This is a genomic window from Psittacicella melopsittaci (assembly GCF_003585925.1).
In the GTDB taxonomy this organism is placed as follows: domain Bacteria; phylum Pseudomonadota; class Gammaproteobacteria; order Enterobacterales; family Psittacicellaceae; genus Psittacicella; species Psittacicella melopsittaci.
The window spans coordinates 1-15,555 of record NZ_NRJH01000033.1 but is presented as its reverse complement, the minus strand read 5'-3'; the positions used below and the strand labels follow the sequence as shown (position 1 = coordinate 15,555).

Below are 15,555 nucleotides of genomic sequence, written 5' to 3'. Positions count from 1 at the left end.
TATTATAAACTTTTTATATTATTTGATTAAGAGGGCTAAATTTAAAAGACTCTTAAGATAAATTCAATAATTATGATTTTTTGTTCATCTCTGCTTGAGTCATTACATAACTTACAGCAGGGATTTCGTTGCTTACTTCTAAAGCTCTTAATGAAGCATTAATATCGTTTAGGCTCATTGAAGCTGGAGCTTTAATAATCATGTTACCTAGGTTGTAGTAAGCTAGAGTAGCGTGTTGATCACCTAAAGCAATGTTCATTACCCCTGAAACACCTGTAGTTACAGTTGCTTGGATAGCTTTACCGTCTACATCTAAAGTTTTTGTTTGAGTATTCATAGCTGCTTTTTGAGCTGCTGACATTTTGTAGTAGTCGCTATAAGCAGTTGCTGGATCTTTAGTGCTTGCGTTTGCGTTGATTGATACTAAAGCTGTTGTTGCTACTAAAGCTGATAATAATACTGATTTGATTTTCATAACTAGATTCCTATGTTTTATTGTTAAATTATTGTGTTGTTAAGTTTGTTGTTTAAGTTGTTTTTTGTTGTTTAAGTTGTTTTTGTGTGTTTTGTGTGTTTTGTTGTTTTGTTTGTGTTATTTTTCCCTTTCGGGAGTGTTCTAGAATAATTATTATGTTGTTTAATGTGTTGTTTGTTTTTTTTGTTTGTTGTTTTGTTTGTTGTTTTGTTTGTTGTTTTGTTTGTGTTTTGTTTGTGTTTTTGCTTCCCTTAAGGGAATTTCTAGAATAACTTTTATGTTGTTTAATAGCAGTTAAGGTCTTTTTATTTTTCCCTAACTTTTTACATTGGTAATTATATGCCTCACTTTTTAATTTTTCAATAAGTGAGTAATTACTTTTTTATTTTTCCACTTTTTAGCAATTTGCATGATTGTTGATTTTTAGGTATTTTTTATCCTCTATTGCATTTTATGCAATAGACTTTTGTAAAATCTGCAATAATTTTTTTATTTTAATTTATTTTTTTTAGCTTCATTTTTTATTTTATTGAGAGGTATTTATTACTTTAAATTAGAGTTATTTTTTACTTTAATGAGAGGCATTTTTTTAATTTAGTAAGGAGAATCAATTTTATTTTTCTCTTCTTTAAAGGAGTTAATTTATTTTTATATCTAAATATCTAAATAGCTTTATAGCTTTATTTGATTTTGAGAGGAAAAAAAGTATTTAAGGTTTTTAGCTCCTTTTATTAAGTGCATATTGCATTAAGCTTTTTGCTTTTTATTTAGTGTTTGCTCATCGCATGCTTTTTTCTTTGCTAGGTCTTAGTTTTTTCTCCTTTGTTTTCCGTACAAAGGCTAACATTTAAGTTTAACTTACAGTATAATAAGCCCGATTTTTTAAAAAACTGAACAAAGATCATCATGAAAGAGAATTTACTTTATAAACTCCGACTTGCTTTATGTGTAGTTTTAGTAGGGGTTATGGCTGGCTTAGGTGCAGCTTTTTTAAGTTGGCTAATCCACCATGTTGAAGTTCTTGCCTTTGGTCACTCGGAAACTGAATATCCAGTTGTTACGGATGATACAACTTGGCAACGTCGCCTCTATGCTCTGGCAATAGGGGGAATCATTATCGGTCCTTTATGGGCATGGTTACAATTAAAAGGTAAACCTATAGTGGGTATCAAAGGGATGATGGAAGGTAAAAAACCTCCTGTGATGGACAACCTTGCTCACTCTTTAATGCAAATCTTTTCTGTAGGAGTTGGGGCTCCTATAGGTCGTGAAGTAGCTCCACGTGAAGTGGGAGCAACTTTTGCTTCGCTATCTGCACGTTTATGTCGCATTGATGACCCAAAAATATTTTCCGTATTAGTTGCTTGTGGGGCTGCTGCGGGTTTAGCAGGGGTATACCATGTTCCTTTAGCAGGAGCTATTTTTGCTTTGGAAATTCTCATAGGCGTAATTAATATTCCCTATGCTTTAATTGCTCTTACTACTTCCGTAATTGCAACTTACGTAGCACGTATTACCGTATCTCCAGAAACTTTTTATCAAGTGCCGCAAATTGCTATGGATCAAGCTCATGTATGGTGGGCAGTGGTATTAGGTATTCTAGTTGGTATTCCTGCAAAAATTTTCGGCAACCAAGTAAAATGGGCTGAGGCAAATAAAGTAAAAGGCAAAGAATTAATTATTACTTTACCTTTAGTATTTGTGTTAACAGGGATAGTGGCAATTTGGTTACCAGAAATTCTGGGTAATGGACGTTCTACAGCCCAGACAGCTTATTGGTTAGCCCCAATTAGTCTGGGAGCTTTACTATTTGTTTTTAAATGGATAATGGTAATTGCTAACCTAAGAGCAGGAGCTTATGGCGGTACTTTAACCCCAGGCTTTGCTTTAGGAGCAGTATTTGGTTTAGTGGTAGGAGGCTTAATACACTTAGTTGCTCCTTCCATGGATGTAACCATGGCAACAGTAGTTTGTTCGGCTGCCTTTTTAGCAGTATCCATGAATGCTCCTTTAACCGCTTTTGCTTTAGCTATAGGTTTTACAGGACAAGGCTTTGATGCTTATTTACCACTTCTTGCTGGGGTAGTAACAGCTATGGCGGTAGGTAACTTTTTTCCGTTAAGCTTTAAGAGCAAAGAAGAAAAAAGTTCAGTATCAGAGAGCAAAAAATAGTTTTTAATTTTTTAGAGCTTAGCTTAACTTGAGGCTAAGCTCTTTTATTTTGTTTATTTTTTTTTGGGGATATGGTTTTTGCTGAATTGATTATTTTATTTTGCTTGTTTGCTGATTTGGTTATCTTATTTTTTTTGTTTGCTGATTTGATTGTTTTTGTTTGTAGTTATTAAGTAATTTTGTTTTTGACTATTTGGTTGTTTTGTTTTTTATTTTTATTGCTCTTTGCTTGAATTTCTTTTTTGTCTTTTCTCTTTTTTTTGCTTTGCTTTTTGCCTACTTTTCTCTTATAGGGGTTGGTATTAAAAAATGTCGAACCCTTTTTATTGCCCAATTTCATTTTTAGCACTGCAGCAAAAATTGCTAAGCAAAAAAAATAAATAAAATCCTTGAAGATGTATTTAAATTAATGCTTTATTTGCAAAAAAGTATTTTTGTTCTAAAAAAATGCAAAAAAAATTTAAAAAAATTTTACCTCTTTGACGCTTATAAGTACGTAATTATTACATTTTTGTAACTATGGGGAAACGAATGTAACGTCTTTTTTTCTAATTTTTATCTTGCTATACTGGGTTTGTTCGCAATAACAAAGAACAAAAAATAATACACACAACAAATTAATATAAGGAAAGTACAACATGAAAATTTTAGTATTATCATCAAACGGTAAAGCAGGTACATTAGTAGCACAAGAATTATTAGCACGTGGTCACCAAGTAACAGGTAACTCACATTCAGCAAACCGTAATGCTTTTTTAACTAGCTACTTAGAAAAAGATATTCGTAACTTAACTAAAGAAGACGTAGCAGGTTATGATGCAGTAGTTAATGCTTTTGGGGTACTAGGTGAAGAAGCTCAAATTACTGAACTATACGCTCAAGTAAACAAACACTTATTAGATCTTCTTGCAGGTAGTAAAACAACTCTATATGTAGTTGGTGGTGCAGGTTCATTATTTGTTGATGCTAAAACTAACCTTGCTTTAAAAGATACTCCAGACTTCCCAGCAGAATACCAAGCTGTAGCAAATGCACAAGCATATTCATTAAAACACTTATTCCGTGGCAACCAAACGGTTAATTGGGTATTTATCTCTCCAGCTGCTTTCTTTGATTTTGAAGGGGAACTAACTAAAAACGTAGTTCTAGCTGGTCCAGACTTTACAGTGAACAACGAAGGTCAAAGTTACCTTTCATATAAAGACTTTGCATGGGAATTAGCAAACCAAGTTGAAGCACAAAAACTTAACCGTGCTTGGGTAAACTTCCGTCAAGGTGACAAATAATTACATAAAGAATAATAGATTTATCATTTTCTATTTATTGGGATATTGCGGTCAAAATATTCTCAATTGTTAGCCTAACATCTTTTGATGTTGGGCTATTTTTTTAAGTAAACAAAGCTCGCTAAATTTGTTATAAATCGAGTAAAACTATGAATCCTTTTAAATTGTTAAAGGAGAAAATTTTCCTTTTTATTTGTGGTTAGTTATTAGTAATATTCGTGGTTAAAGAAGAAAATTTCCTTAAATCCATATAAATGCTAGAAGCTAATCTAAAAGATAGGGGAATTTTGAGGGAGAAAATGTAAATTTCACAAGGATAAATTAAGCTCAAAAGCGAAAATTAAACCAATTTTTATTTTGCTTAAATTAAGTTGCAAGGTAAAAAAAGACTATAATTTTGCAAAAAAAATGCAAAATAAAAAACTAAGTCAAAAAAATGCAAAAAAATTTAAAAAAAATTTTGCCACTTTGACGCTTAAAATACGTAATTATTACATTTTTGTAACTATGGGGAAACGAATGTAACGTCTTTTTTTCTTATTTTAATCTTGCTATACTGGTGATGTTCGCAATAATAAAGCAACAAAAAAATTACATACTTAACATATTAATATAAGGAAAAAACAACATGAAAATTTTAGTATTATCATCAAACGGTAAAGTAGGTACTTTAGTAGCACAAGAATTAGTAGCACGTGGTCACCAAGTAACTGGTAACTCACATTCAGCTAACCGTAATGCATTTTTAACTAGCTATTTAGAAAAAGACATTCGTAACTTAACTAAAGAAGATGTAGCAGGTTATGATGCAGTAGTAAATGCTTTTGGGTTATTTGTAGGTGATGATATTGCTGAGCAACACGATCAAGCTAACCGTAATTTAGTTAACCTTTTAGCTGGAACAAAAACAACTCTATATGTAGTTGGTGGTGCAGGTGCATTATTTGTAGATGCTAAAGCTAACTTAGCTTTAAAAGACACACCAGAATTTCCTGCAGAATATAAAGCTGTAGCTGATGCTCAAGGTGCGGTATTAAATAATGTATACCGTGGTAACCAAACGGTTAATTGGGTATTTATTTCTCCAGCTGCTTCTTTTGATTTTGAAGGGGAACTAAGTAAAAATGTAGTTCTAGCTGGTCCTGATTTTACAGTTAACAACGAGGGGCAAAGCTACCTTTCATATAAAGACTTTGCATGGGAGTTAGCAAACCAAATCGAAGCACAAAAACTTAACCGTGCTTGGGTAAACTTCCGTCAAGGTGACAAATAAGATATTACATTTAGATATTGGTATTAGAGGTTAACGTGCTGTTAGCCTCTTTTTTTACCTTTATAATATAAAGACCTATGCAAAATAATATAAAGACATATTCAAATTCAAAAATCCAACAAAATAATCTTCTCCAACAAAATAATCTCCTTACAATCCCCAATTAAAAGACTGGCTTTAAAGTAAAAATATATTTCTCTTCCCCTCTTGAAATAAAAGAATTTGCCTATATATCTATGGTGATAAGATATTTTTTTATCAAATCGACTGCTAAAAAGAAAAATGTCAAAAATATAAAAAAGTGTTCACTCAGTTATTGACATTAATAATTTCTTTAGGTAGAATAAATATATAAACAAATAATAAAACTTAAAAACTTTCGTAAAAATATCAATAAATTAAGTTCATTAGCAACTTAATTTTTTTTATAAGACCTACTTTGGAAATTAAGCTTATAGCTTTAGTTAAAGCTAAAGCTTAAGCATAAAGAAAAAGTAAGACTTTTACTGTAGAGATTACAGGAATTGGTCCCGAATTTAACTTTATTTGAGGATAGGTTAAGTTCGGATAATGTGCAACTCATAACTAGATGGAGGTCTAAGTATGTCAGCTGTATCATTCTTTTCTAAATTTGCTTTAACAAGTGTAGCAGTTATTGCTACGGCGTTAAGTGTAGGAGCATTTGTTACACAACAGGCTAATGTTGAATTAGCACAAAACCAAGTGGTTGCTGTTGAAAGTGCAAATGATTCATCTAACACGCAAATTACAATGCCAAATGAACAACTAACAGCATTTAGCTTTAAAAACAACCGATAAATTTTTTTAACTAAAAGGACGGAAATTTTTTAATTTCCGTCCTTTCTTTTTAAGAAAAAACCCTCAAAGCAAAATAAAAAATAAATCCCTCATAGAACAAATTACTAAAATTGTAAATTCATAGCCCTAATTGGAGTAAGGGTTAAGAAAAAATTAAGCTAAAAAACTCTAGAGAATATCTAGCAAAAACAAAAATCTGTCTCTAAAAAAATAAAAAAGTGTTTACTCAGTTATTGCATTTTGATTTAATTTTCCGTATAATATAAACCGTAAACAACATAACCTAAAACTAGTTAACCCCCTTTATACCAAAATATAGAATTATAAAAACACAAATAACAACTAGTTTTACTTATAGATAACGCGGGAGGCGTCATGCAAAGTAAAGAAGTTTTCTTATTAGAAGAATTAAGAAACTATCAACTTCATACTCTTACAAGTAAAAGAAGTAAATAATTAAAAAAATAACATTTAGGAAATTCCCGAATGTTATTTTTTTTACTAAAAAAATAAAAAAGTGAGTACTCACTTATTGATTTAGACGAAGAAAAAATATATAATAGTAAACGTTAAAAACAAAACAACAAGCATAAACAATTTAACTCATTAAATAATAGAGAGGATAAAAAAGAGACACTAGTTTGCTCAAAAATCAACTCTATAACTTTAATAACACCCATCACAACCTTCTCTAAGTTATAGAGATTTGCATAAACAACAACTTATAGGAAACTAGTTATGTCAATTTTTAAGAAGCTTATTAATTTTTTAGTAACAGGTACTTTAGTTATTTTGAGTGTAGGTAATTTTTCTACAGTGAATCATGTTGCTCAAAATGATTCGCAACACAAATCTAGTGTAGCTCATGTAGTAACTCAGCATCCTGAAAACAAAGCTTAATCCTCTCGATTTTTTTTTGATCTTTTCCAAATAACATTTGGTTATCTGTCTCAACTTAGGATATTTTCCATGTACGCAAAGTTTTTTGCTATATTCCTCGCTCTAGCTGTAGCTACAGCTCCGAATATGGTTTACGCCCAAACTTCTAGTCAGAACATTCAAGTAGAATCTGGCTCTAGTTTTAATCTCGCGGCCGCTTCTAACATGAGTGTAATTGACAATGAACAAGGACGTTACATTGCCATGCACTTTAAAAAGTTTGACGGCAGAGACAATATAGTTCTTACTAATGTAGATAACTCAGAACAAGGAACTATTTATCAAATTGGTTTAGTAACTTTAACTATTGTCGATAGTTTAGACATAGTTAATATTAATCGCCTCTTAGAAGGTCTTGGTTTAGATCTACGTTTTGATGCAAATAAAAATGTAGTGAGAGTAGCTCTAGACTAAACAACAAACAACAAAGAAAAAACAACAAAACTGCAAAGAAAAACAACAAACGGGTTGCTCAGATAAAAACAACAAAACTGCAAAAAAAGAGCAATACCCAATTGCCAAGATAAAAAACAACAAGCTAATTGCCAAACAACACAAAAAACTGCAAAGAAAAAAATAACAAGTTAATTGCCAAACAACATACTAATAAGATAAAAAGTAAGGCTAGGAGCTAAATAGGGTAAATAGTTTACCCATTTAACAATCTAATAAGGGAAAAAGCCCAGATAAACTAGCCCAATAGCTAAAAGCATAGGCTAAATAGAACAACACTTACAACAAAGTTTTATAATAAAAAACACAACAAACAACATAAGGAAATCACTATGCTAAGTAAAAAAATTATTACTTCACTTTTAGTAGCAGCAACTTTAGGTTTTGCAGGAACAACTAGTGTATATGCTGAGACTAATACGTCTACAAATACAGCTAGCCAAACAACTGAATCAGCAAAACTAGTACCAGAACTATTTTTAGAGGGTTATACCGCAGTTCGTACTAATGTTTTAGATACCGAAAACGGTAAAGTTTACTCAGGATTATTTAATAATGGGGTAATCCAAGCGGTACTAATTCGTGAAAGTGCAGAAGTAGTTCCTATGCGAACTTATAGCATTGATAGTTTATCAATTACTGCACCGCAATCTATGAGTGCAGACACTATTAACCAAGTGTTAAAACAATATGGACTATCACAACGCGTGGAAAATTAGTTTTGGTTAATTATTTAAATTAAAAGCAAAAAATTATAAGAGTTACCTGCGGGTGACTCTTTTTTTTGGCAAAATTTATAGCAGGGCCAAGAAATGAAAGAGCTTAACAAGTTAGCAAAGCAAGCAAACTAAGTAAAGCAAGAAAATGTTAACGCAAGTAAAGCTAATAATCGAGAAGGGAATTACAAGGCAAGAATAAGAGGAAATATAAGTTCGGATAAAAGCTAAAGCAAAAGAAAATATGCTGATATAAGGAAGCAAGGGGAAAAGATATGAGGCAAAAAGCAGATAAGATAAAGAAAAAAGCTAAGGCAAAAAGCTAGATAAGCTAAGCCTAAAATAAAAAAGTAAAAGTAAAAAAGCGAGGTAAAGAGAAAAGAAAGAGGAAGAAAAATCTCAGACAAAGGCTTACTTCAAGGGGGAGCAAAGTAATTTCTTTGCTTTTCTTCCTCAAAAAATACTGTAATTTTTTGTATTTACTTACAGTATTTGTGTAGGTTTAACAACAGGAGAATCATTAAAAACAAGTACAACCGTACTTACGGGTACTATTCTATAGCTGGGTTTAGGTGTACATGAACATAAAACCAAGCTCGCCGCTAAGATTAGTAAACTCGCTCGTAGGAGATATTTTTTCATAAAAAGTCTCTAGTTTAACGTAAGGGAGAATAAAGAATAGGTAAGATAAATTTTTATTTTTCCAAAAAACTTTCTTTTTAGTTCCCGAATCTCTCGGTGTTTTTAGAATAAAGGAAAAATAATTTGTTTTTTCCCTCTTGGAAATTAAAAATTTAGCGTTATACCTCAATATATATAATCTTAAACAAAGATTATGTATTGTATTTTGGTATATGTTTCTTTAGTTGAGTATTTGCAGTAGTACTCAACTAAAGTTTTATTACAGCGAGGAATTCTCGCGATAAATAATAAAAAACCTATGCTTTTATTATAGTACACTATTTAATTTAGTTATCACTAAATTAAACTTTTTCTTAGGAAAAAATCAACAAAAAGTTTTTTCCTTAAATTCGGTTTAACATTTATCTGTATTTAAGTTAAATATTGGTAAATACTTGTCTATATTTAAGTTATTAACCTTAGCTTAAATCTGTGCGATTTAAGTTAATCTTCTCTAATAAATTGCTATGAAGTATTTTCTAATTTTTACTTTATTAGCTAATTTTACTTGGATGCAGGCTCAAGCTGAAGAAAAAAGTACTTTCAGTTCGAACCCTGCCGTTTATACGCAAGCACCTACATTTAAACCTATGGTCAATTCTACTTTAGAAAAAGTAATTGACTTAAGTACCAATAAACAAAAAATCTATGGTGCTATGTACAGAAGCAATGCAACTTGTATATTGGTAATTAAAGTAAACGATCAACCTATGCCAATGCGCACATATAATCTGGGCTCACTTTTAGTAAAAGCTCCTTCTTATCTTGCTCCACAAGAGATTAATCAAATGTTAACCGCTTTTGCAAGAAGCGAACGTATTGGCAACAATTAAAAAATTTAAGTCCTCTGCCCGTGCAGAGGACATTTTTTTAACAGTACTTTAGACAGTGACAAAGAGTAAAAGTTTTAGGTATCGGTAGAATCAAACATTTGCAAGAAAAATCAAAGAGTAGAGCGAGAAAAGTAAAATAAACTTAGCAAAGAAAAATGGAAAATCTTTATTTGCTTGATTATTAAGAGAGATCTTCTTTGTTGCTGTTTGTTTATATCTAGAGAGATATTTTGCGTTGCTGTTTGGAAATATTCATTGTTGTTGCTTGTTTGCTTATTTAGAGAAATTTTCTTTGCTACTGCTTGCTTATTTAGAGAAATATTCTTTGGTGATATTTTTTTGAAAAAATAATTCTTTTGTTCCTGATTTTTTGCTAAAAAAACCAATAAAATTCCTCAATTTATTTGCAACAATAAAAAAATTAGAAAAAAAATTAAAAAAAATTTCTCCTAAAAAAACTCTTTGCACTCCTGAGAAATTCGTAGTTTTTCTTCCTTTAGGCTCAGGAAGTTTTCTAAAAAAATAATTTTCCCTCTTGCAAGGAAATTTTTTTCGTGTTAATTTATTTACATAAGGTTTATTGTCTTATATATTCAATATTTTTATTAATAGGTTACTTATATGTTTTTCCCAGTTACTTCTTTATTATTAGACTTAGTGAACGCAAATGATACATTTGTGGCGCTTGGTCGTGGATAAAAAAGTAGCAAAAGAAAAAATCACTTAGAGACCTCGCACAAATGTGCGGGGTCTTTTTTTTTGGTTTGGAGTTTAAAAAATGTCTGACAAGATTATTATTTTTGATACTACCCTACGGGATGGAGAGCAAGCTCTTAAAGCAAGTCTTTCCGTAAAAGAAAAACTACAAATTGCTCTAGCTCTAGAAAAACTTGGCGTCGATATTATGGAAGTTGGTTTTCCAGTTTCGTCGCTAGGTGACTTTGAGTCAGTGCAAACTATTGCTCGTCACATCAAGAACTCACGTGTCTGTGCTCTTGCTCGTGCTGTAGAAAAGGATATAGACGCGGCCTATCAAGCTTTAAAAGAGGCTAAAGATTTTAGAATTCATACTTTTATTGCTACTTCAGCTCTGCATGTAGAAAGTAAACTCAAGCGTTCTTTTGAGCAAGTAGTAGACATGGCAGTACATGCAGTAAAACATGCGCGTCGCTATACCGATGATGTAGAGTTCTCTTGTGAAGACGCAGGACGTACGGGAGTAGATAATATTTGTCGTATAGTCGAAGCAGCTATAGACGCAGGGGCAACCACTATTAACATTCCTGATACCGTTGGCTTTACCCTGCCCGAAGAATTTGCTTCGATTATTACTAATGTACGCAATCGCGTGCCTAACATTGATAAGGCAGTGATCTCGGTACACTGCCACAATGACCTAGGCATGGCAACCGCTAATTCTTTAACTGCCGTACAACATGGAGCTCGACAAATTGAGTGTACAATTAACGGCATTGGCGAACGGGCAGGAAACACTGCTCTTGAAGAAGTGGTAATGGCAATTAAAACTCGTCAAGCTCTGCTAGGCGTAGACACCAATATCAACAGCAAAGAGATTTACCGTGTTAGCCAAATGGTAAGTCAACTTTGTAATATGCCAATTCAACCTAACAAGGCCATAGTTGGAGCTAATGCTTTTGCTCACTCTTCGGGTATTCACCAAGACGGCATGCTTAAAAACAAAAACACTTATGAGATTCTTAGTCCTGAGAGCATAGGCCTCAAAAAAGAAAAACTCAATCTAACTGCACGTTCGGGGCGAGCGGCCGTTAAAGGACACATGACGGATATGGGATATAGTGAGCAAGACTATGATCTTGATAAACTTTATCAAGCGTTTCTGGCTCTTGCTGACAAAAAAGGACAAGTATTTGATTATGATCTCGAGGCTCTTGCCTTTATTGATATGCAGTCAGAAGCGAGCGATCGCCTTAGCCTTAAAAAAGTAAGTGCCCATGCTGTTACCGATTACCCTGCAACTTCGTTCGTTGAGCTCGAACTCGACGGCGAGAAAATGAACACTGTAAGTACAGGAGGTAATGGTCCAGTTGATGCTACTTATAATGCAATTCTGGCTCTAACTAAGCTAGATGATCTGCATATGCTAGATTACAATATAGCCGCTAAAGGAGACGGTACTAAAGCTCTTGGGCAAGTGGATATAGTAGTCGAACACCAAGGACGTAAATACCATGGTGTAGGTCTAGCTACTGACATTATCGAGTCTTCGGCATTAGCTCTGGTAAACGCTATTAATGCCATTTATCGTGCTCAAAAAGTATCAGCTCTAAAAAATAAAGGAGTTAGTTATGCAAAATAATAAAGTAGCAGTATTAGCAGGAGACGGCATAGGTCCAGAGGTAATGGCACAAGCTCTTAAAGTTCTGCAAGCCGTAGAGAAAAAATTTAATTTTTCCCTAGAGTATGACGAATATGCTGTTGGTGGTGCTGCTATAGATCAATTTGGGCAGGCTTTACCGCCTGAGACTCTAGCAGGTTGCGAGCAAGCGCAAGCAATTCTTTTTGGTTCGGTAGGAGGTCCCAAATGGGAGCACTTACCTCCAGCCCAACAACCAGAACGCGGAGCTTTACTGCCTCTACGCAAGCACTTTGCTCTCTTTGCTAATATGCGTCCTGCCAAACTCTATCAAGGGTTAGAGCAGTTTTGTCCACTAAGAGCGGATATAGCGGGCAAGGGTTTTGATTTACTGGTAATGCGTGAACTAACTGGAGGCATTTACTTTGGGCAACCTAAAGGACGCCAAGGAGAGGGGGAGCAAGAAATGGCTTTTGATACTGAAGTTTATTACAAGTATGAAATAGCTCGCATTGCTCATTTAGCTTTTCAAGCAGCCCAAAAACGCAAGCGTAAAGTAACTTCAATAGATAAAGCGAATGTGCTTTTAAGTTCCATGCTCTGGCGAGATACGGTAAACCAAGTAGCTCAAGCTTATCCTGAAGTAGAAGTCGAGCATATGTACATAGACAATGCCACCATGCAGTTAATTAAACAACCTGCGAGTTTTGATGTATTACTTTGTTCCAATATTTTTGGTGACATTATCTCGGATGAATGTGCCATGATTACTGGCTCTATGGGGATGTTACCTTCGGCAAGTATGAACCAAGATGGTTTTGGTTTATATGAACCAGCAGGAGGCTCGGCACCCGATATTGCTGGTAAAAATATTGCTAATCCAATTGCGCAAATTCTCTCAGCAGCTTTAATGCTCCGTTATAGCTTTAAGCAAGAACAAGCAGCTCAAGCTATAGAGCAAGCGGTCCAAAAGGTTCTCGCTCAAGGCTATCGTACTGCAGATCTAGCAGATGCTCAAACGCAAGCAGTTAGTACGAGTCAAATGGGTGACTTAATTGCATCTCACATTTAAGGTAAGGGAGAGGCTCTCACCTTACCCTGAGTAAGCTCAGGGAACTGGTAAAAGCTCAAGGCAAAACAAAAGCTCAAGCTAATAGCCCAAGCAACAAGTAAGTTGCCAGAGGCAAAAGCTCAAAAGGTAAAGTAAAAAGTCAGTACAGCAAAGAACAAAAGCTCACAAGTGCAAAAAACTATAACTAAACACAAAACACAAAAGCAAAAAAACTGACATAAAAGCACAAATCACAAAAACACAAAACACAAAAGACTGACACCAAGCACAAAACACAAAAACACAAAAAAAGCTGACACAAAACACAAAACACACTTCTTGCCCTAGCCTTTAACTCTATGGCAAGAACTAAAACTTAAAATACTTTAAATACTTTTTCTCTAGAAAAAAAATAAAAAAACGAGAGTGGTTACTTATGGGAAAAACTTTATATCAAAAACTTTTCGATGCTCACCTAGTGCACGAAGAGCCAGGACAAACACCAATTATCTATATTAACCGTCACCTTATGCATGAGGTGACCTCACCGCAAGCTTTTGCGGGTTTACGTCAAGCAGGACGTCAAGTCCGTCAACCGAGTAAAACCTTTGCGACTATGGACCACAGTATTTCAACGCAAAGTCGTGATCCTGCTGCCTGTGGAGAGCAAGCTCGCATTCAAGTATTAGAGCTAGATAAAAATTGCAAAGCCAATAATATTTCTCTCTATGATCTGCAACATAAAAACCAAGGCATAGTCCATGTAGTTGGACCCGAGCAAGGTTTAACCTTACCTGGAATGAATATAGTATGTGGTGACTCTCATACTTCAACACATGGAGCTTTTGGGGCACTAGCTTTTGGCATAGGTACTTCGGAAGTAGAGCATGTGCTGGCAACGCAAACGCTCAAACAAGCTCGAGTTAAAACCATGAAAATTGAAGTAAAAGGCAAGGTAGCTCCAGGTATTACAGCCAAGGATATAGTACTAGCAATTATTGGAAAAATGACTATGGCAGGGGGTACAGGTTACGTAGTAGAATTCTGTGGACAGGCAATTACGGATCTATCTATGGAAGGACGCATGACCGTATGTAACATGGCCATTGAAATGGGGGCTAAAGCAGGAATTATTGCTCCCGACCAAACCACTTTTGCGTATTTAAAAGGACGTCCTTTTGCTCCTAAGGGCGAACAATGGGAACAAGCTGTTGCTTACTGGCAAACTCTGCATTCAGATGCAGATGCTGTGTTTGATAAAGAGGTAGTAATCGAAGCTTGGCAAATTGCTCCGCAAGTAACTTGGGGAACTAATCCTGGGCAAGTTATTGCCATTGACCAAACTGTGCCTAACCCAGAAAACATCAATGATTTAATTGCCCGTCAATCTGCCCAAAAAGCTCTTAAATACATGGGACTTGATCCTGAGATTAATCTCACTGAAGTTCCAGTAGATAAAGTTTTTATTGGTTCGTGCACTAACTCACGCATTGAAGATCTGCGTGCAGCAGCGGCTGTAGTTAAAGGACGCAAGGTTGCTCCTGGGGTAGTGGCTTTAGTAGTTCCAGGTTCGGGCTTAGTTAGAGAACAGGCTGAGCGTGAAGGTCTTGATAAAATCTTCCTTGAGGCTGGTTTTGAGTGGCGTTTACCTGGGTGCTCTATGTGTCTTGCTATGAACGATGACCGTTTAGGCGAAGGAGAGCGTTGTGCTTCTACTTCTAACCGCAACTTTGAGAGTCGTCAAGGTCGCAATGGTCGTACCCATTTAGTGAGTCCAGCTATGGCAGCAGCAGCTGCTGTGTTTGGTAAGTTTACCGATATACGTAAAGTAGAACTATTATAGGAGAAGAAGATGTCAGGTTTTACAACTCATGCAGGTCTAGTTATTCCTCTTGATATTGCCAATGTAGATACAGATGCAATTATTCCCAAACAATTTCTCCAAGCGGTAACACGCGAAGGTTTTGGTAAGCACTTATTTCATCAATGGCGTTATTTAGATGCTCAAGGTACTCAACCTAATCCAGAGTTTGTCTTTAACTATCCTGAGTATCAAGGAGCAACCATTCTCTTAGCTCGCAAAAACCTTGGTTGTGGTTCTTCGCGTGAACACGCTCCTTGGGCTTTATCTGATTACGGAATCAAAGTAATGTTAGCCCCAAGCTTTGCAGATATCTTTTACAACAACAGCTTAAACAATCATCTGTTACCAATTCGTTTAAGCGAAGAAGAAATTGAACAAATTTTTACTTGGGTAAGAGCTAATCTGGGAAAAGAAATTAACATTAATCTTTCAGAACAAAAAGTTTATGTTGGTTCGCATGTATATGAGTTTACCATAGACCCTTTTGCCAAAGAATGCTTAATAAAAGGTCTAGATAACATAGGTTTAACCTTACAGCATCAGGATGCCATTAGTGCTTATGAACAACAAATTCCTGAATGGTTACGTTAAAAATAAATAGTAATTACTTACAACTTTTTTAGAAAATATTTGTCTAAATATATAGCTACTACAGGTG

Annotated in this window: 14 protein-coding genes; 12 read left to right on the top strand and 2 right to left on the bottom strand. The window is 34.5% G+C overall.

Features of this window, described 5'->3' with window-relative positions; all coding sequences use genetic code 11:
• Window positions 1-70 precede the first annotated feature (70 nt).
• On the bottom strand, window positions 71-475 hold the full coding sequence (locus CJP74_RS04335; RefSeq protein WP_119497055.1) for a hypothetical protein: 405 nt from the start codon (window positions 473-475) through the stop codon (window positions 71-73).
• A 906-nt stretch (window positions 476-1,381) separates the two neighbouring features.
• Here CJP74_RS04335 and CJP74_RS04330 point away from each other — a divergent pair.
• On the top strand, window positions 1,382-2,647 hold the full coding sequence (locus CJP74_RS04330) for a chloride channel protein (protein ID WP_119497054.1): 1,266 nt from the start codon (window positions 1,382-1,384) through the stop codon (window positions 2,645-2,647).
• A gap of 169 nt (window positions 2,648-2,816) precedes the next feature.
• Here the strand turns inward: CJP74_RS04330 and CJP74_RS08110 are convergent, their stop codons facing one another.
• Window positions 2,817-2,987: a hypothetical protein gene (locus CJP74_RS08110; protein WP_222986919.1), complete on the bottom strand. Its 171-nt coding sequence runs from the start codon at window positions 2,985-2,987 to the stop codon at window positions 2,817-2,819.
• A 298-nt stretch (window positions 2,988-3,285) separates the two neighbouring features.
• On the opposite strand from CJP74_RS08110, the gene CJP74_RS04325 reads away from it, so the two are divergent.
• The 11 genes from CJP74_RS04325 to leuD all read left to right on the top strand — a co-directional run bounded on the left by CJP74_RS04325 (window position 3,286) and on the right by leuD (window position 15,488).
• Complete coding sequence (locus tag CJP74_RS04325; RefSeq protein ID WP_119497053.1) at window positions 3,286-3,933, top strand: NAD(P)-dependent oxidoreductase; 648 nt, start codon at window positions 3,286-3,288, stop codon at window positions 3,931-3,933.
• Between the two features lie 628 nt (window positions 3,934-4,561).
• Window positions 4,562-5,206, top strand: coding sequence for an NAD(P)-dependent oxidoreductase (locus tag CJP74_RS04320; protein WP_119497052.1), 645 nt, complete (start codon window positions 4,562-4,564; stop codon window positions 5,204-5,206).
• A 603-nt stretch (window positions 5,207-5,809) separates the two neighbouring features.
• A complete protein-coding gene (locus CJP74_RS04315; protein ID WP_119497051.1) occupies window positions 5,810-6,025 on the top strand; it encodes a hypothetical protein in 216 nt (71 codons plus the stop codon).
• 738 nt (window positions 6,026-6,763) lie between these two features.
• A complete protein-coding gene (locus CJP74_RS08105; protein WP_222986917.1) occupies window positions 6,764-6,925 on the top strand; it encodes a hypothetical protein in 162 nt (53 codons plus the stop codon).
• A gap of 69 nt (window positions 6,926-6,994) precedes the next feature.
• On the top strand, window positions 6,995-7,378 hold the full coding sequence (locus CJP74_RS04310; protein WP_119497050.1) for a hypothetical protein: 384 nt from the start codon (window positions 6,995-6,997) through the stop codon (window positions 7,376-7,378).
• Window positions 7,379-7,749: 371 nt separating this feature from the next.
• The gene (locus tag CJP74_RS04305; protein ID WP_119497049.1) at window positions 7,750-8,136 is read left to right on the top strand and encodes a hypothetical protein; all 387 of its coding nucleotides are present in this window, start codon (window positions 7,750-7,752) and stop codon (window positions 8,134-8,136) included.
• Window positions 8,137-9,281: 1,145 nt separating this feature from the next.
• Window positions 9,282-9,647 carry a hypothetical protein gene (locus tag CJP74_RS04300; RefSeq protein ID WP_119497048.1) on the top strand — a complete coding sequence of 122 codons (366 nt, stop codon included), beginning with the start codon at window positions 9,282-9,284 and terminating at the stop codon, window positions 9,645-9,647.
• A 778-nt stretch (window positions 9,648-10,425) separates the two neighbouring features.
• Window positions 10,426-11,985 (top strand): 2-isopropylmalate synthase, encoded by a 1,560-nt coding sequence (gene leuA, locus CJP74_RS04290; protein WP_119497046.1) that lies wholly within the window; start codon window positions 10,426-10,428, stop codon window positions 11,983-11,985.
• Window positions 11,975-13,054: a 3-isopropylmalate dehydrogenase gene (leuB, locus tag CJP74_RS04285; RefSeq protein WP_119497045.1), complete on the top strand. Its 1,080-nt coding sequence runs from the start codon at window positions 11,975-11,977 to the stop codon at window positions 13,052-13,054. The genes leuA and leuB overlap by 11 nt, the downstream gene beginning before the upstream one ends.
• Before the next feature lie 415 nt (window positions 13,055-13,469).
• Window positions 13,470-14,876 carry a 3-isopropylmalate dehydratase large subunit gene (gene leuC / locus CJP74_RS04280; protein ID WP_119497044.1) on the top strand — a complete coding sequence of 469 codons (1,407 nt, stop codon included), beginning with the start codon at window positions 13,470-13,472 and terminating at the stop codon, window positions 14,874-14,876.
• 9 nt (window positions 14,877-14,885) lie between these two features.
• Complete coding sequence (gene leuD / locus CJP74_RS04275; RefSeq protein WP_119497043.1) at window positions 14,886-15,488, top strand: 3-isopropylmalate dehydratase small subunit; 603 nt, start codon at window positions 14,886-14,888, stop codon at window positions 15,486-15,488.
• The last annotated feature ends 67 nt before the right edge of the window (window positions 15,489-15,555 follow it).